The organism is Ulvibacter sp. MAR_2010_11, from assembly GCF_002813135.1.
GTDB lineage: Bacteria > Bacteroidota > Bacteroidia > Flavobacteriales > Flavobacteriaceae > Altibacter.
Genome location: NZ_PHTY01000001.1, coordinates 1,641,412 through 1,658,753, shown reverse-complemented (window position 1 = coordinate 1,658,753; position 17,342 = coordinate 1,641,412). Strand labels below are relative to the sequence as shown.

14 protein-coding genes are annotated in these 17,342 nt (G+C 39.7%); 10 read left to right on the top strand and 4 right to left on the bottom strand.

The genetic code is table 11. The features are described from left to right. Positions 1 to 47 precede the first annotated feature (47 nt). Both ATE92_RS07635 and ATE92_RS07630 read left to right on the top strand, forming a co-directional pair. Complete coding sequence (locus tag ATE92_RS07635) at positions 48 to 497, top strand: MarR family winged helix-turn-helix transcriptional regulator (protein ID WP_157809587.1); 450 nt, start codon at positions 48 to 50, stop codon at positions 495 to 497. Further along, positions 494 to 1,828, top strand: a complete 1,335-nt coding sequence (locus ATE92_RS07630; protein WP_100803135.1) for a S41 family peptidase — start codon at positions 494 to 496, stop codon at positions 1,826 to 1,828. Before ATE92_RS07635 ends, ATE92_RS07630 begins: the two co-directional genes overlap by 4 nt. 87 nt (positions 1,829 to 1,915) lie before the next feature. Here the strand turns inward: ATE92_RS07630 and ATE92_RS07625 are convergent, their stop codons facing one another. Next, positions 1,916 to 3,220: a hypothetical protein gene (locus ATE92_RS07625; RefSeq protein ID WP_100803134.1), complete on the bottom strand. Its 1,305-nt coding sequence runs from the start codon at positions 3,218 to 3,220 to the stop codon at positions 1,916 to 1,918. A gap of 180 nt (positions 3,221 to 3,400) precedes the next feature. Between ATE92_RS07625 and ATE92_RS07620 the strand changes: the two genes are divergently transcribed. From ATE92_RS07620 to ATE92_RS07610, 3 genes are all read left to right on the top strand, one after another. Further along, entirely contained in the window at positions 3,401 to 4,663 is a 1,263-nt protein-coding gene (locus tag ATE92_RS07620) for a hypothetical protein (protein ID WP_100803133.1), read from the top strand. Between the two features lie 125 nt (positions 4,664 to 4,788). Further along, entirely contained in the window at positions 4,789 to 5,226 is a 438-nt protein-coding gene (locus tag ATE92_RS07615) for a hypothetical protein (RefSeq protein WP_157809586.1), read from the top strand. A gap of 83 nt (positions 5,227 to 5,309) precedes the next feature. Then, positions 5,310 to 5,660, top strand: a complete 351-nt coding sequence (locus ATE92_RS07610) for a hypothetical protein (protein ID WP_100803131.1) — start codon at positions 5,310 to 5,312, stop codon at positions 5,658 to 5,660. Positions 5,661 to 5,707: 47 nt separating this feature from the next. On the opposite strand, the gene hemL is transcribed toward ATE92_RS07610, so the two are convergent. The 3 genes from hemL to ATE92_RS07595 are packed head-to-tail and all read right to left on the bottom strand — an operon-like array spanning position 5,708 to position 8,790. Then, positions 5,708 to 6,994, bottom strand: coding sequence for a glutamate-1-semialdehyde 2,1-aminomutase (gene hemL / locus ATE92_RS07605; protein ID WP_100803130.1), 1,287 nt, complete (start codon positions 6,992 to 6,994; stop codon positions 5,708 to 5,710). A gap of 7 nt (positions 6,995 to 7,001) precedes the next feature. After that, positions 7,002 to 7,850, bottom strand: coding sequence for a glucosaminidase domain-containing protein (locus tag ATE92_RS07600; protein ID WP_100803129.1), 849 nt, complete (start codon positions 7,848 to 7,850; stop codon positions 7,002 to 7,004). Between the two features lies 1 nt (position 7,851). After that, on the bottom strand, positions 7,852 to 8,790 hold the full coding sequence (locus tag ATE92_RS07595; RefSeq protein ID WP_100803128.1) for a 1-aminocyclopropane-1-carboxylate deaminase/D-cysteine desulfhydrase: 939 nt from the start codon (positions 8,788 to 8,790) through the stop codon (positions 7,852 to 7,854). A 268-nt stretch (positions 8,791 to 9,058) separates the two neighbouring features. Between ATE92_RS07595 and ATE92_RS07590 the strand changes: the two genes are divergently transcribed. The 5 genes from ATE92_RS07590 (at position 9,059) to ATE92_RS07570 (ending at position 17,258) form a co-directional block, all read left to right on the top strand. Then, positions 9,059 to 11,194: a hypothetical protein gene (locus tag ATE92_RS07590; RefSeq protein WP_100803127.1), complete on the top strand. Its 2,136-nt coding sequence runs from the start codon at positions 9,059 to 9,061 to the stop codon at positions 11,192 to 11,194. Positions 11,195 to 11,392: 198 nt separating this feature from the next. Next, positions 11,393 to 12,226, top strand: coding sequence for a hypothetical protein (locus tag ATE92_RS07585; protein ID WP_157809585.1), 834 nt, complete (start codon positions 11,393 to 11,395; stop codon positions 12,224 to 12,226). Positions 12,227 to 12,241: 15 nt separating this feature from the next. Beyond that, positions 12,242 to 13,096, top strand: coding sequence for a hypothetical protein (locus ATE92_RS07580; protein ID WP_157809584.1), 855 nt, complete (start codon positions 12,242 to 12,244; stop codon positions 13,094 to 13,096). Positions 13,097 to 13,123: 27 nt separating this feature from the next. Then, positions 13,124 to 14,011, top strand: a complete 888-nt coding sequence (locus ATE92_RS07575) for a hypothetical protein (RefSeq protein WP_100803124.1) — start codon at positions 13,124 to 13,126, stop codon at positions 14,009 to 14,011. 28 nt (positions 14,012 to 14,039) lie between these two features. Continuing rightward, the gene (locus ATE92_RS07570) at positions 14,040 to 17,258 is read left to right on the top strand and encodes a choice-of-anchor B family protein (RefSeq protein WP_100803123.1); all 3,219 of its coding nucleotides are present in this window, start codon (positions 14,040 to 14,042) and stop codon (positions 17,256 to 17,258) included. The last annotated feature ends 84 nt before the right edge of the window (positions 17,259 to 17,342 follow it).

Genomic DNA, 17,342 nt, shown 5'->3' with positions numbered 1-17,342 from the left:
TATTTTTATTTGATATATCAATTATATTTGTATCAAACATATATTATATGCGTATCCCTTTACCCTCCGAAACAGTTTTTCACGATATCGAGCGAAGCATAAAAGAATATCGCAAATTCTCGCAGAGGAATATTTCGGAAGCAATACCGGACATCACTATCGACCAGGGAATGATTCTCTTATTTCTGGATAGGTACCCCGAATTATCTCAAAAGGAAATAGCCGAATTGATATTTCGGGATAATGCATCCATGACCCGTATGATCAATATTATGGTTAAAAACAAATATCTCAATCGATCAATCAACGAACAGGACCGCAGAAGGTTTCATCTTGTTATGACACCTAAAGGTAAAGAAGTCTTAACGAAATTGCCTCCCATTATTGTAAACAATCGAGCCCAATCACTCATGGGAATTTCAGAAGAAGAGCAATTTCAATTAAAGACCATCCTTAAAAAGATTACTCAAAACTGCACTAAATTAAATGCCTTATGACCCATGTAATTACTTATTTCGTTTCAGCATTAGTATACCTATTGCTGCAATCTGCCAATCTAATAGCTCAAAATGAAAGCAAACCATTAACCCTAAAGGAGAAAACTGAAGTTGTGGATTCGGTGAGCAATAAACTCGCTTCAACTTATATCTTTCCGGAGGTCGCAACATCAATGGGAGACAAGATTAAAGGCAATATGGAAAAGGGAGTTTATGCTACACTCAACGACCCATTCGAATTTGCGAACCGGCTTACCGAAGATTTGCAAGCCGTTAGTAAGGATAAACATATTAGAGTTGGCTTTGACCCTCGTGGTATTGCCGAACAAAATCAGGTAGTCTCTGCCGAAGACAGTATTCAATTCCGGAACCGATATATAGCTAATCTGAAGCGTACGAACTTTGGTTTCAAAGAAGTAAAAATGTTGGGTGGTAATGTGGGCTATTTGGACTTACGAAGCTTTTCGGATGTCAACTACGCAGGCGAAACTGCCGTGGCAGCTATGAATTTTTTGAGTAATGCCGATGCCATTATAATTGACCTTAGATTTAATGGTGGAGGAAGCCCTGCTATGATTCAGCTTATTTCAAGCTATTTATTCCAAGAATCTGTTCATTTAAACAATTTTTATTGGCGCGCTGCCAACATCAACACGCAAACCTGGACGCTGCCTCATGTTTCAGGCAAAAAAAGCCCCGATACTCCGGTGTACATACTCACAAGCGGAAGTTCGTTCTCGGCTGCGGAAGAATTCAGTTATAACTTAAAGAATCTGAAACGCGCCACACTTGTAGGTGAGACTACAGGTGGAGGAGCACATCCCGGAGGCACTGTAGTTGCAACCGATCGTTTCACAGTCTGGATTCCTTACGGAAGGGCTATAAATCCTATTACAAATACAAACTGGGAAGGAACCGGAGTGACTCCACACATTGCTGTCCCGGCCAAAGATGCATTAACCGTCGCACATATGGACGCTCTGGAAAAGTTAATAGCCAAACATAAAGACACTGAGCAGGCACATTTTTACAAATGGCCAATTGTCGAGCTCCAAATTGAGAATAGTCCGCTCAAACTCAAAGAAACAACTTTAAAAAAATATGTTGGTGCCTACGGCCCCAGAATCATTACGTTTGAAAATGGTCAGTTATATTATCAAAGAGGAACAGGAATAAAATACACCCTCATTCCCTATGAGGAAGATGAATTTATTCTCGATGGGCTGGATTACTTCAGAATTAAATTTGTATCTAAAAATAGTAAGGTGATTGCCTTGGAAGGCCTTTATGACGATGGTAGAACCGACAAGAATTTTAAGGATAACCAATAATAGTTTGATTTTTTTGGAACAAAAACACCGCCCTCAATTCAACAAAGAATCAAGAACGGTGTGTCCACCAACCTAAAATTTTAAAATCTATTCTCCTACCTTACTCAGGTATTCTATGTCGTTTTCAACAGTAAGCAACAGTAAACTTGTCGCTGTACAAAATACCGGACTGGTGATGCAATGATGTCCGTTCCAGCTTCCATCGCTATTCTGAATTTTTAAAATACGGCCGCTCATATCGTCGTACCATTTTTTCCAGTCCTTGTCTTTGTTCACCACCAACGACTCGCCGGTTTGCAGAAAACTTAAAAATTCTTCTCCCCCATTGTTGCCAAAACCATTGAGTACGTCTTCGCGTTGTGCCGTTTCTTTGGCAGCATTATACACATTATAAGAAGCATTGTATTCAATAGCTTCTTGTTCGGAATATCCTGCCTTTTTTAAATTTTCGACTGTAACGGGAGCATCTCCCTTTAATTTTCCATCTTTTTTTGCCTTATTGACAGCTTCCTCCGCCTTTCGGGCTTCTTTTGCACTGGCACGTACACTACCACTAACGGCATAGAGCATTACGCCCGCTCCGTCTTCGGTTTTAACACCCCCGGTTTTTTCGTCGTAATTGTCTTTTTGATAATTTCTGGAACGATCCAAAACACTTTTATCTACATCGGCTCCTACAGACTGGGCTGCTTCGAGTGCGCTGTTTGCCAATCCGCTTTGCAGTACCCCTGCCCATCCGGCGCCGTTTTGTCTTCCACTGGCATCGGTTCCCTCCTGTATCTTAGACACACAAATGTCCAAACAACGGGCAACACGTTTTTTATCGACCCCGCTTAAATTGCGATCCAGTAAATTGGAGAGAAACTGTGCAGTCAACACCGCATCTATGTTTTGTCCTAACTTAGATTGAATTTGTGTATTGCGCACATCGGTGATGTAAGGGTCATTTTTAGGAGAATTTTCTACTGTCTCTAACAAGTAGTCAATTACATTCTTGAGGTTTTTTGAATAGGCCCCTTGTTTTAAAGTCGTTCCGCTTCGTAGAAAAGCCATCCCCACCATTGCAGTAGTTGCAGGGTCTGCTTGCACGGCATGAGGATCTCGTATATTTTGTGCACTGTGACTTCCGGCACCATACCCTCCGTTGGGCAGCTGGGCTTTCGACAACCATGAAAGTCCGTCGCGAACAGACATCGTATAATTTTCATTGTTCTTAAATACATTAAAATCTTCGGAAGATTGTTCACCCATAACTGTCATAAACACGCAGCCGTCTATGGGTTCGAGCACACGCTTGGTTTCAGGATACATGTTAGGTATGCTTCGGAATACCGAAAAGAACGCACCCGCAATTACAATTGGGAATGCAACTAGTAGCAATTTTGTTTTCATAATAAGAAATTTTTAATTCCTTCCGAAACTACTTCAAACAATTCCGTATAAAAAGTGACGTTTAGTAAGCAGGCATTTTGAGTGAGGGAACACACTCTTACACAGAGGATTTATATTTTAACGAATAGGATGAAAAGGTTTCTTCTATTTTTTTTACTTTAGACCAAAATTTAATCCGCAATGAAGAAATTCAATCTACTTATAGTACTTCTCATGTTAGTAATTCTGAATGCTTGTAAAAGCGATGATGGAGGAAATACTATTGATACTGAAAGTCCGTCTTCCCCATTAAATCTGGTTGTAAGCACCGTAACCAGCGATGCCGTTACCCTTTCCTGGGAAGCGTCGACAGACAATACAGGGGTTACCGGATATCGTTTATTTCAGGATGGAATCATGATTTTGGATAACATAAGTGGCACTAACACGACAGTCTCGGCATTATGCGCAGAAAAGGCATTTGCATATTATGTGATTGCATTGGATGCTGCCGAAAACGAATCGAACCCCAGCAATACCGTCCAAACCACTACTACTGCCGAAACTCCATTAACGTTCAAGACGTTACTTTCGGAAATGGGCGTTTTTCGTGGGGATTTAAAAAATTTAGATCCTGCAACCGATGTTCAGCTATACGAATTAAATAGTGCATTGTTTACAGATTACGCCGCAAAACAGCGACTTATACGCCTCCCCGACTGTGCAATGGAATTTAACAATAGTGACTTATTACCTTCGTTCCCTAACAATACCCTGATTGCAAAGACATTCTATTACAATAATAACGATCAGGATCCGGGCCAAGGCAAACAAATTATTGAAACCCGAATTCTTTTAAAGGTTTCAGGAAACTGGCAGGTAGGAAATTATATTTGGGATGCTGCACAAACCGAGGCTACCCTTCAGGAAACCGGGAGTACTATTCCTATAAGTTATATTGATAACACAGGGACAACTCAGAATATCGATTATATGATTCCGTCAAAACAAGATTGTTTTACCTGTCATAACAATTCAGGAAATACATTTCCTATTGGAATGAAGTTAAGAAGTATGAATTTCGTTCCCAGTTATACCTCCCAAAACCAATTAGATTACTTTACTGAAATTGGTTTTCTAATGGGACTTGAAAATTCGAGCAGTGTTAGCGTGTTACCGGATTGGACCAATAGCACCGATTTTGATATTTTTCAACGCGGAAGGGCTTATATAGATATTAATTGCGCACATTGCCATCAACCCGGAGGAGCAGTTACTAATTTCAATTTAGATTTTAGATTAGAAACACCTTATAGCGAATCGGGCATTTATGCAAACAGAGGGGAAATTGAGGCGCGAACTCAGAGTGTGTTACCTACTTATAGGATGCCACAACTGGGTCGCACCATAGTGCATGATGAGGCTGTAGCCATGTTATTGGAATATTTGGAAGCTATAGACTAGTTTCCATAATTTTATACGATCTGAAAAGCTGCCTCTGTGCAGCTTTTTTTTTATTTTCTTCGGAAGGAATTAAACTTTACCACTATTGCGATGTCCAAAGAATGTTGAATTTAAAAAAAGAAATTATGAAAAATTTGTTAATGATTGCCCTTCTCTTTTTTGGATATAGTGCATTTGCACAGCATCCAGAAGGAGATAAAAAAGAGATGCACACCAAAAGACAGGAGCTAACACCTCAACAGGCAGCTACCTTGCGTACCAAGCAGCTTACATTGCAACTGGATCTCACCGAAGCCCAGCAAAAGGAAATTGAAAAAGTGGAATTGGCGCGGGCTACAAAGCGAAAAGAAATGATGGCATCAAAAAAAGACCGAAAAGAACTCACAACAGACGAAAAGGTAGCTTTAAAATCGAAAATGCTGGATGATCGTATCGAAATGAAAAAGAAAATGAAGTCGATTTTAACGGAAGTTCAATTCGAAAAGTGGGAAAAAAGCGTTCAAAATAAACGCGGACGAAAAGACAGGCACAGAAATAAAGAAGGGTCTCCAAAAAATAAGTAATAAAAAACGTTTTTTGGCTTAGTTCTTGGTTAGTTCATTGTAAAATTGTTACTTTAGTAACCTTAAATCTAATTTTTAGAACAATGAAAAATCTAATAAAATTGACTGTATTTGCCTTTGTATTTTTACTTGGAGTAAATTCTGTAAACGCACAAACTTTATCGCAAGATGCAGATAGACCAGAAGTTGTTGCAAAAGCCAAGGCCGATCAACTTACTCCTGTACTAGATCTTAATGGAGACCAGCAACGGGCTTTATTTAGAGCGTATACTGCAAAAGAAGCAAATTACAAGAAGCACATAAACGGGAAGGACCCTAAAGATGCTACCGTTATAGCGAACAAGCAAAAGTTTGACGAAGCGTTAAAAGAAAGCTTGAAGAAAACACTAACGGATGCCCAATATAAAAAGTGGCTTTCGTTAAAGGATAATTAAACTAGGTACTAGAAAAAAAGCCTTCTCTAATCGAGAAGGCTTTTTTGTTATAGAGCGTTTGCAACTTTTCCAGCCGCCTCAATTGTTTTATCTAAATCTGGATAGCTAATCGCGTCGTTTAAAAACCAGCTTTCGAATGCGCTTGGAGGTAAATACACTCCTTCGGCTAACATTCCATGAAAGAATTGCTTAAAAGTTTCGTTATTTGCCAGTACCGCAGTTTCAAAATTAGTCACAGGAGTTTCCGAAAAATGCACGGAAATCATTGATCCAACACGGTTAATAGTATAAGTGACTTTTGCTTGGGTCAGAACTTTGTCCAGTCCTTGGTGTAAATAGTCGGTTTTCTCGTTTAGGGAGCTAAATATTTCGGGATGATCGTTTAATTGTGTTAGCATGGCAAGACCGGCAGCCATTGCCAACGGATTACCACTCAAGGTTCCCGCCTGATAGACAGGTCCTATCGGTGCCAGGTAATTCATAATCTCTTCCCGTGCTGCAAAAGCCCCCACAGGCAATCCGCCACCAATTACTTTTCCGAAGGTAACTATATCGGCTTTACAATTGTACAATTCCTGTGCTCCGCCTTTTGCCAAACGAAATCCGGTCATCACCTCATCGAAGACAAGCAGAATTCCATTGGCATCGCAAAGATTGCGAAGGCCTTGTAAAAATCCTTCAGCCGGAGGAATACAACCCATATTTCCCGCGACAGGTTCAATGATAATACAGGCTATTTCGTTTTTGTTTTCAGAAATAATTTCAGCTACATTTTCCAAATCGTTATAGCGAGCTAACAATGTATCTTTTGCAGTACCTTGGGTTACTCCGGGACTGTTTGGAGTACCAAACGTAACCGCTCCACTTCCTGCCTGAATTAGAAAGGAATCGCTGTGTCCGTGATAACAACCTGCAAATTTTATTATTTTTTCTCTTCCTGTAAAACCTCTGGCCAAACGCACTGCACTCATACATGCTTCGGTACCACTATTCACAAAACGTATTTTGTCAATAGTAGGAACCATGGAAATAGCCAGCGAAGCGATAGTTGTTTCAATTTCGGTAGGCATCCCGAAAGAAGTTCCTTTTTGTGCCTTTTCAATTACAGCATTCACAACCAAATCGTTTGCATGTCCCAAAATCATTGGGCCCCAGGAGGCGATATAATCGATGAGTTTATTTCCGTCAACATCGTACAAATAGGCGCCTTTGGCTTTTTCGATAAAAATGGGGGTGCCGCCAACAGCATTAAAGGCTCGTACCGGGGAGTTTACACCACCGGGAATTACACGTTGCGCTTCAGTAAATAAAGCGCTACTTCTTTTATAAATCATAAAATAGTTACTGGTTTTTTACAGGATGCAAATATAAGACTTGCCCGATAGAAATGGCGTCCGATTCCAAACCATTATACTCTTTTAAAGTATCGACCGTGATGTTAAAGCGTCGTGCTATACTGTATAAAGTATCTCCTCGCGAGACAGTATGGGTGACAATTTTTGAATTATCCGGACGCATAGGACTGGCTTTGCTTCCTAAAACCTGCTTGTCGAAAGCATCGAGATTGTATCGTTCGATAATGCCTATCAATTTTTCGGGATATTTAGGATCGGTAGCATATCCGGCCTTGCGAAGCCCTTTTGCCCATCCTTTATAATCGTCTTTTTTAAGTTTGAAGAGATCTTGATAGCGACTTCTTTGGGTTAAAAACAGAGAGTGATCTCTGAATGAATATTTGGCATCTTTATATTTTCTGAAACATTCCTGAAGTTCGTCATCGTCGTGGGTGACACTTTCGCCGGTCCATTCCTTATGACATTTAATTCCAAAATGATTGTTTGCCTTACGGGTAAGTTCACCACGTCCGGCCCCGCTCTCCAGGATGCCCTGGGCTAAGGTTATACTTGCGGGAATACCGTATTGCAACATTTCATCCTTTGCAATTTCGCTGTAATTATCGATGTAGATGGAAACGATTTCGGCGTAGGTTGCATTCTTTTTTGGTTCTTCCACCACTGTGACTGCTTTTTCCTCTCCTTTGTTAGACTCAACTGTCTCGATGGGGGTTGTCACTATAACTACTTTTTCGGTTTTTGGTCTCTTTTTAGTTGTTGTAACTCTTTTTTTAGACTTGCAACCGCTTAGTAAAACAGTGGCGATAAAGAGTAAAGTAATAATTCGGTATAGCATATCACACTATAATTTGTGGTAAGTTTTTTTGTTTCAATTTTTCATTCATTCCGGAAATGCCTTGTAAGCCCCCCGTATGAACGGCTAAAATACGGCTATTTTCTTTGAAATAATTCTTTTTTATCAAGTCTATAATGCCAAAAAGCATCTTCCCTGTATAAATTGGATCTAGCTGAATTTTCGTCTCTTTTTTGAATTCATTTATAAAACGAATTAATTTCGAATCTATTTTAGCATAACCCCCGAAACAATAAGTATCGGTAATCTCAAAATTAGTTTTGGTCGTGTACTTTTCTACTTCTGAAATTTGAAAAGTCCCTTTCAATGCCGAAAAACCAAGTACCTGCTGATGGGGTAACGATGCTTGCACCAAACCGGCCAGAGTGCCTCCGGTGCCTACCGAAGCACATATATAGTCATAACCCAACTGGGATTCCTTAAGAATTTCTGTACAACCTTTTACTGCGAGGGCATTGGTTCCACCTTCGGGAATAAGGTAAAATTCACCAAATTGTTGAGTTAGGCCGTCGATAAATTGATCGTCTAATTTTCTAGAGTACGCTGCTCTACTCACAAAATGTAATTGCATCCCGCAATCCTGTGCGTATGAAAGTGTAGGATTTAAATGTATTTTTTCTGAAAGTTCATCCCCTCTAATAATACCTATGGTTTTTAATCCGGTTTCCCATCCGGCACAAGCTACTGCTGCAATGTGATTGGAATATGCACCCCCAAAAGTAAGTAGGGTTGTGTGGTTATGAGCAACAGCTTGGAGAACATTGTATTTTAATTTTCTGAATTTATTTCCTGAAATAGTTGGATGAATACCATCTTCTCTCAATAACGATATAGTGATATCTTTAAAAAATGAACCTTCCAACCTAACTAATTGAGAATCAGATTCTATTTTTTTTGTGAAAAAATTCGTTTTTGGTGACATGTGTTTATTTATTAGGCCTTTTTTTCAGAAAAATTAAAAATACCGTAAAAAGAACTCCCATTATCAAGTTTGAAATGAAAAATAACTAACAATCAAGTAATCAGGCTATTAAATCTTCAATCAAACAACAGTTAAATTTCTAATATTCAAATGTTAATTTTAACAGAAAATTTACAAAATTGTTAAACTTTTATGTATTTCAACGATTTTCTATGTCTTTTGTCGATTTTATATTATAATATTGTAGGGTATTTCTTATTCCCCAATTATGAAAAAAACTCTACTCCCAACAATTTATACATTTATTATAAGTTTCTTTCTTTGTATAAATTTTTCGAACGCCCAGGTCGGTATAGGAACAACTACGCCACAACCTGGATCTATTCTGGACATCAGTACATCAAATAAAGGGGTATTGGTTCCAAGAGTGAACATTGCCAGCCTAAATACGATTGCTCCAATTACTGGAGGAGCAACCGAAGGGTTACTGGTTTACAACACAAACGCTACTACCGGTGCCGGCTTCCATTATTGGAATAATACAGTTTGGGTACCAATTATTAGTAAAGACTGGAAACAAGGAGGAAATACCGGGACAAATCCTGCAACCGATTTTATTGGAACTATAGACAACACCGACTTGCGTTTCAGAACAAATAACGCGAATAGGTTAGAAATAACAAGTGCAGGTCTTTTCCGCGCATTTTCACCGGGAACTGTAACTAATCCTTTATTAGCCTGGGATATCGATTCCGATACCGGGATTTATAGAGGGGCAGATGATCAGCTAAACTTAGCCGCAGGAGGATTAGAGTTTATAAGCCTTCAGGAAACTGCAAACAACACCGTGGTGATCAATGAGACCGGGGTGGATATGAATACACGAATTGAAACCAATAATAATCCTAATACCTTATTTATTGACGGTGCAAATGATAATATTGGAATAGGTACCGGTACTCCAAATAACAGTGCACAACTTGAGATTGCCGATACAGACAAAGGCTTCCTTATTAACAGGGTAGCCCTTACAGCAACCAATTCGGCTACGCCCATTACGGCTCCAGCCACTGGACTTCTGGTCTATAACACCGTAAATTCCAGTAGTGGCAGCACAGAAGTGTTGCCCGGCTTTTACTATTGGGATGGCTCCAGATGGGTGGCCATGGGTGGAACAGGTGGAAAAGACTGGTCCCTGGAAGGAAATGCGGGAACATCTCTGTTCGCAAACTTTTTAGGTACAACAGATGCAATATCCTTAAATTTTAAAACAAATAACCTCCAACGGATGCAAATAGACGTCAACGGTACCGTTGGTATTGGAAATAACCCATTTACAGATACCGCCTTGCGTGTAAACAATGCTGCTCAACCCTATGGAGTAATTGCGCAGACATCGAGTGACGGAGTTTCCTTATATGGAAGTGACACTGGTACAGGATTGGGAGTTTATGGGACATCTACTAACAACCATGGTATTTTTGGAACTACAGACTATACGGGAAGTATATATCTAATTGGTGGAATTATAGGTTGGGGAGGTGGATTTAATGGTGCTAATGGCGTTTTGGCCGTGGCAGATCAAAATGCAACCAGTAATTCCAATATGGGGATAAGAGCTGTAGCCGGAAGTACTACTTCTATTTCCTCGAGTACCGTGATGGATGTAGCAGTAAACGCAAATGCCATCGATCTTGGTCTTTATGTTATGACTGAAAAATCCACTGGTGAAAGAGAAGCAGCTCGCTTTCAAACCAATTATTCGGGCTCTCCCATTGATGCCGATTCACGAGACACAAGAGCCATGTTGGCCGGGTATACAAATAATAGTATGGTTGGGGGTAATAATATGTACTACGGGGGATTCTTTTATAGTGGTGGTGTAAGTAATGGGTCCTATGCCTATGCCGGAGCCCGCTATGGGAATACCAACTATAAGATTATTGGAAACGGAACTGTTTCAACTATCGTAGACGGTATAGACAATTCAAAAAAAGTAATGTTTGCTGCCGAAGCTCCCGAAGTCTTATTTGAAGATTACGGGACTGGAGAACTTGTTAATGGAATGGCCAACATAGCTATCGATCCTATTTTCTCAAACAACATAATTGTTGATGCTTCCCATCCCTTAAAAGTGTTTATTCAATTAGAAGGAGACAGTAATGGTGTTTATGTGACAAACAAGTCTGCTACAGGGTTTGAGGTAAGAGAACTTCAAAGCGGTACCGCGAGTGTGACATTTTCATGGCATATAGTGGCAAACAGGAAAGATGATGTTGGACCCTCCTCAACCGGAGAGTCACAATACAGTAGTTTACGATTCCCGGATGCACCTGGTGCGCTTCAGTCGGAAACAATGACCGCCAAAGTAATCCTAAAGTCGAATCCCTATATTGATGATTAAGAAAAATATATGACTCTATTAAGCAGCTAAAGATTAACCTTTTAGAACAAAAAAGATGAATTTAACGCACAAAAACACTTCTTTTTTGTGCGTATTTTCGTCTAAATGTTAATATTTAATGTATTTTGTCGAATAAAAACAACCTTTATCGGTATTCTTATGTATACTTGTAGTAACCAAATTAGTAAAATTATCGAAATGAAATCTACTTATGCCCCCAAACTAAGTATTTTTATTTGTGGTTTTCTTATATTCTATTCGGGAATTGTTTTCTCCCAAGTGGGTATTAATACTACGACCCCCAATGGAATATTAGACATTAATAGTAGCACGACAGGTTTTGTATTGCCGCGCGTGAGTCTTACTTCCACAATTATTCAAGCTCCGGTTATCAACCCCCAAACAGGGAGTATTCCCATTGGAACTGCCGTGTACAATACAAATACTACATCTACCGGCACCAATGATGTAAGTCCTGGAATGTATGTATGGGATGGTGCGAAGTGGGCTATCGAGTTCACTAGGAAACAAGCTGCCTTATATGAATCTAACCTTGGAATGAGAACAGTTTCATCCGGCTCCTTTGCTAACGTGTCCGGACTTGTAAATCAAAATTTCACCGCACAATATACCGGTTATTATAAAGTTCTGGTCAATGTGAATTTTGGTGGCGGTGGCGCAAAAGTTCCCAAAAAATCGGGAACCGGCCAATCTCAAGGCTACCTTAACATCGCAAGACAATCGGGAACATTCCGTTTAAATTTCGGCGGAACCAATTACGACATACCCGCTCATTCCTATTCTACTGCTTACGAACCTGCCGTTAGTGCAACTAATTATTTTGCAATATGGGAGGAATTTTCTACCATTTTCTATGTGTATTTAAATGCGAATCAGAGCAGATCTTTCACTTTGTCATTTGATCAAGATCCGGCACCGGAATTTATAAGCAATGGTGACAGTGGTACTGGGAGAGGTTACATTTCATACGACATACCATGTACCGTTGAAATCATCTACGTTGGAGACTAATTAAAACCGCTAGCAATGAAAAAAGTACTTATATATAACTATTTAATTGTGTCAGTTTTTCTGTTCTCTGTATCATTTATGATAGGACAGGTAGGAATTAACACAACAACCCCTAACGGCGCCTTAGATGTGAACACTACTGATAGAGGAATTGTTTTTCCGGTAGTTTCTCTTCCGGATTTAACTACACAGACTATTGTCAATCCCAATGGCGGAAGTATAGTTGCCGGTACCACTGTTTTTAACACAAATACAACGGTTAACGGAACAAATAGTGTCTATCCCGGAATCTATTTTTGGAATGGCACTATGTGGGTAGCCCAAAGAGAAAAAAAGGATAATAAGCTATTTTTACAAAACGCAAATTTACGTACAGGATCAGATGATTTTACAAATGGGGTGTTTGGTGATCAAAGCATAAGTTTTACTACAAGTACATTTACCCCAATTTATTCGGGTCTTTATCGTGTTTCAATAACGGTTCATTACGGTGGAGGAAATACCGACTTGCCATCGAGTCCACAGTTCACGAATTTTGCTAAGGAGGGTGGAGTATTTGACTTTACATTTAATGGAATAGAAACATCTTTTGCCGTGAATTCTTACTCCGGAAGCAATGACGATAATTTATTTGATGGTGGATCATTGAAGCGCTATACCAATTCTATGAACCAGACCAACTACGATATTGAAGAAACACTGGTTGCCGGCACCAATTATCCTTTTACGCTAACCTTTAATCAGGCAGATGCTCAAGGATTTGAAGGAAATGGCGATATAAGTATATCTCCCGCAGGAGACGGACGGGGTTATATTACAATTAACGGCAGTGTTAAATGTGCGGTCGAAATTAACTATATAGGAGAATAAGCATTTTTATTTTTTAAATCCCTAACCATGAAAAAAATTACACATACTAATTTAACATACATAGTCGTATTGATGCTATTCTCAATACAAATACATTATGCGCAGGTAGGAATTGGCACTGTAACACCCAGAGGTGCTTTGGATTTAGGGAGTACAACACAGGGAATAATTTACCCGCGAGTAGCTTTGACGGCAAATAATGTACAAGCTCCGGTTACAAATCCCAATGGCGGCAATATCGTGGCAGGGACCATGGTATACAACACTAGTCTTACCACCAATGCTGCGAACAATGTCTATCCTGGAATATACGCCTGGAATGGCAGCATTTGGTCGCCACAATTTATTATGGAGGAGTACAAAAAATATGAACAAACCTCGGTATGTCAGCGAACCACTATTAGGCAAAGTAATTCAAATCCTAATCCCAACGACGATGAGGATATTGCCGGCTTGACAAATCAAACCTTTACACCAAAATACGCAGGCACTTACAAGGTTGAAGTGAGAACGAATTTCGGGGCCGGACAATTAATAGATTTTACCAGTTTAGATGCAATTTCATTAGCAACTTCCGAGGGATCCTTTTTCTTTACAATGTCCGGAACAGGGGTAGATATCAACCCTGCGAGTTCATCGTACGATTATATGGAAGGTTGGTTATATACGCATTCGTACTCAACCCATAATAGTAATGACAGCCCCGCTTTACAAGACAACACTTATTTACACAATGCTTCACTAGTATATTACTTATATCTGGTGGGTGGTACTGCGTATAATTTTAATTTAAGTATTTGCATAACTACCGGACATAGCTATTTTCTAAATAATGGGGATACGGGAGAAGGTAGAGGTCATGTTGGCCATGACCGACCCTGTAGTGTAGAATTTACCTACTTAAGAGACAATTAATTATTTAACCAAATCAATCAGCCCTCGTATGCTTACTAAAAAATTACTTTTCATCAGCCTATTTTTATTGAATATCTCTATAATTATAGCCCAACCGTGTAGTGGTGGTATAATTAATAATCCCGGAACTGCCAATGATTACCCCTGCAGCGGAATTGATTTGGTAAAATATATCTCGGCTTCTACCATGGGTGCCGGGGAAGGTCAAGATTCCTGGGGATGGACCGATACCGATGGAGATGGCGATGAATATGCTATTGTAGCACTAGATAATGGAACAGCCTTTGTGCGAATTACCGATAACGGCGTTACCAATCCTGTTTATTTGGGACGAATGCCTACCTTCACAGGGACGAGCCTATGGCGAGACGTTAAAGTGTATCAAAATTACGCATATATTGTTAGCGACAGTAACGGAAGTCACGGAGTGCAAATTTTCGACCTAACAACTTTACGTACCTTAACGGGAACTCCCACGGTAACCTTCGATAAAAACGGAGCCGGCAGGTATAGCGGAGTAAGTTCGTGTCATAATATAATTATCAATGAAACAACAGGATACGCTTATCTTTTGGGATGCTCCACAACAAACTCCGGTGCGCCGAGGATTCTAAACTTAAATGTAAGTAAAACAAGCCCAACTGTTGCTGGTAATGTTAGCTCTTCATTCGGCTATTGCCATGACGCTCAAGTGATTGTTTACGACGGTCCGGATCCTGACCACCAGGGCAAAGAAATTTTAATTGGAAGCTTTAGCGGATCAGATTATGTAAAGATTCTTGATGTTTCAAACAAAAGCAATATTACCCAAATTAGTCAGGTGGGATATCCTAATAAATATTACACCCATCAGGGCTGGTTTACCGAAGACAAACGGTTTTTTATCGTTGGAGACGAAGTTGACGAAGAAAATATTGGAGGACCCACCAGAACCTTTGTTTTCGATTTACAAGATTTAGATAATCCTGTGTTGTTTTATACATACCAGGGCCAAACAAACGCAATAGATCACAACGGTTATGTAAGGGGAAATCGGTTTTATCAGGCCAACTATGCTGCTGGAATGAGAATTCTAAAAGTAGATGGGCTGTACGATTTAGACTCCTTCGGAAATCCGAATCCGAGTATGACCGAAGTAAATTATTTTGACACCTTTGTTCCTCATAATCTAGCGAGTTTTAACGGTACATGGAATGTCTATCCCTTCTTAAACAGCGGAAACCTGATTGTAACCGGTTTTGGAAATGAAAGTGTATCCGGGGATGGAGGGTTGTTTGTTGTTAAGGATCCTAATTATGACAATGTAGATCCGGTGGCTGTTTGCCAACCTCATACTGCTACTCTGGATGCTTCCACAGGATCGGTGACAATTTCGGCTACAGACCTCGACGGAGGGTCAACCGACAACAAAGGGATTACCAAAAGGACAATAACCAACGGACAAACTACTTTCACCTGTGCTGATGTTGGGAAAACATTTAATGTCACACTTACGGTGGAAGATGATTACGGTAACAAATCTTCCTGTGTTTCGGTAGTTACTGTAGCTGCCGCAACAACCATTTATTTAGGTTCCGGAATTTGGTCTGCAGGAATACCCGATATGGGTTCCAATGCCCGAATTTTTTCAGATTACAATACATCCACAGCAGGAAATGGCAATATAGACGCCTGTACTTGTGAAGTTGATACAGGTATATCGCTTACCGTCGCTGCAGGCGATTATATCAATATAACCCAAGACATTACCGTTAACGGAACTCTAGTTGTGGAACATACCGGAAGTGTGGTTCAAACTGACGCACTTGCCTCTGTTACTAATAACGGTGCTATCAATGTTGAATTAGAGACACCTGTTTTAAAGACAAGAGACTTTATGGTAATGGGTAGTCCTATGGATGCAGAAACCCGAAATGGAGTTTTTAATAGTGCTTTTTTAGTGCTCAGCCATACTCCTGCCAATTTTATACCACATCCCGGTGTACCTGCCGGTGGAACTAACTTTGCCGATAATAACGGTGATTTCTGGAGCTCCTATTCCGGAAACATAACTGTTGGAGAAGGATATATTGTTCGTCCGCAATCCGGCTATACCGATCCGGCAAACCATCCTTACTATATGACCTATACACAAGGAACTTTAAACAATGGAGATGTTTCACGACCCATAATCTTTAATGGTCTTGGAACGAATCCGGATGGAACACCTAATGTATTGGCCAACCCATATGCTTCGGCAATATCGGGATATGACCTTATAGACAATAACGCCCTTATCAACGAGGTGTATTTCTGGGAACATTTAACCCCTCCAAGTACTGCCATTCCCGGTCATAATAGCATCAACTTTAGTATGGGAGATATTTCTATGTACAATTTATCGGGTGGCGTAAAAGCAGCAAATGATCCCGGAAGCAGCACTGTTCCTAATGGTGTAATATCGACCGGTCAAGGATTTGGAATCAAAGCCTTTGGAGCAGGATCTATTCTATTTACGAACTCTATGCGATTAACATCCGGTAATACAACGCTTAGAGGTGCTAATGAAGAAGAAATAGATCGTATCAGGCTTTCTGTAAGTCAGGTTGAATACGGTATCGGAAGTAATACCATGATTGCTTTTAATCCTCTGGCAACACCAGGAATTGACCCGGGTTACGATAGTAACAGACTGGCTACTGCAATCGCATTGTATTCTCATTTAGAGGATGGTTCCAGACAATTGGGTATACAAACAAGAGAAGCATTCAATGGTGATATTAAAATATCTATGGGCTTTGCAAGTCAGGTAGATGCCGAAACATCTTTTGTGATTTCTATTGATAACCTGGAAGGAGAGCAAATATCAAATGCTATAGTGTATTTGGCAGACAATCGGGAAAACATAGTACACAACCTAAGTGCCGGTGATTATGAGTTTAAAAGTCCGATAGGAACCTTTAACCAACGTTTTACGCTACTTTTTGAAGTAGAAGAAGAGGTTATAATATTAGGTCCCGATGAAAGTAAGCTTATGGCTATTTCGGTATATCCTAATCCTTCAAAGAACACTGTGAACATCTATTCTCCCTACGCCCCTATTGAAAATGTTGAAGTATATGATATAAGAGGTAGAAGAGTTGTTGAAATTGTAAACAGAGAAGAACACAATTATCAAATAAATCTTAACTCACTTGAAACTGCTATATATTTTGTAAAAATATTTACAGATGCCGGTTCAATTACCAAAAAGGTGATTAAGGAATAGACTTTTAACCAACTAAATTTTAAAAAGCCTTCAGCATTGCTGAAGGCTTTTTTATTTTATTTAACCAAGTTTAAGTAAAATATT

Bases quoted from the DNA above. Each gene is read 5' to 3' on its own strand.
- ATE92_RS07635 (WP_157809587.1), top strand. From the start codon at position 48: ATGCGTATCCCTTTACCCTCCGAAACAGTTTTTCACGATATCGAGCGA.
- ATE92_RS07630 (WP_100803135.1), top strand. From the start codon at position 494: ATGACCCATGTAATTACTTATTTCGTTTCAGCATTAGTATACCTATTG.
- ATE92_RS07625 (WP_100803134.1), bottom strand. From the start codon at position 3,220: ATGAAAACAAAATTGCTACTAGTTGCATTCCCAATTGTAATTGCGGGT.
- ATE92_RS07620 (WP_100803133.1), top strand. From the start codon at position 3,401: ATGAAGAAATTCAATCTACTTATAGTACTTCTCATGTTAGTAATTCTG.
- ATE92_RS07615 (WP_157809586.1), top strand. From the start codon at position 4,789: ATGAAAAATTTGTTAATGATTGCCCTTCTCTTTTTTGGATATAGTGCA.
- ATE92_RS07610 (WP_100803131.1), top strand. From the start codon at position 5,310: ATGAAAAATCTAATAAAATTGACTGTATTTGCCTTTGTATTTTTACTT.
- hemL (WP_100803130.1), bottom strand. From the start codon at position 6,994: ATGATTTATAAAAGAAGTAGCGCTTTATTTACTGAAGCGCAACGTGTA.
- ATE92_RS07600 (WP_100803129.1), bottom strand. From the start codon at position 7,850: ATGCTATACCGAATTATTACTTTACTCTTTATCGCCACTGTTTTACTA.
- ATE92_RS07595 (WP_100803128.1), bottom strand. From the start codon at position 8,790: ATGTCACCAAAAACGAATTTTTTCACAAAAAAAATAGAATCTGATTCT.
- ATE92_RS07590 (WP_100803127.1), top strand. From the start codon at position 9,059: ATGAAAAAAACTCTACTCCCAACAATTTATACATTTATTATAAGTTTC.
- ATE92_RS07585 (WP_157809585.1), top strand. From the start codon at position 11,393: ATGAAATCTACTTATGCCCCCAAACTAAGTATTTTTATTTGTGGTTTT.
- ATE92_RS07580 (WP_157809584.1), top strand. From the start codon at position 12,242: ATGAAAAAAGTACTTATATATAACTATTTAATTGTGTCAGTTTTTCTG.
- ATE92_RS07575 (WP_100803124.1), top strand. From the start codon at position 13,124: ATGAAAAAAATTACACATACTAATTTAACATACATAGTCGTATTGATG.
- ATE92_RS07570 (WP_100803123.1), top strand. From the start codon at position 14,040: ATGCTTACTAAAAAATTACTTTTCATCAGCCTATTTTTATTGAATATC.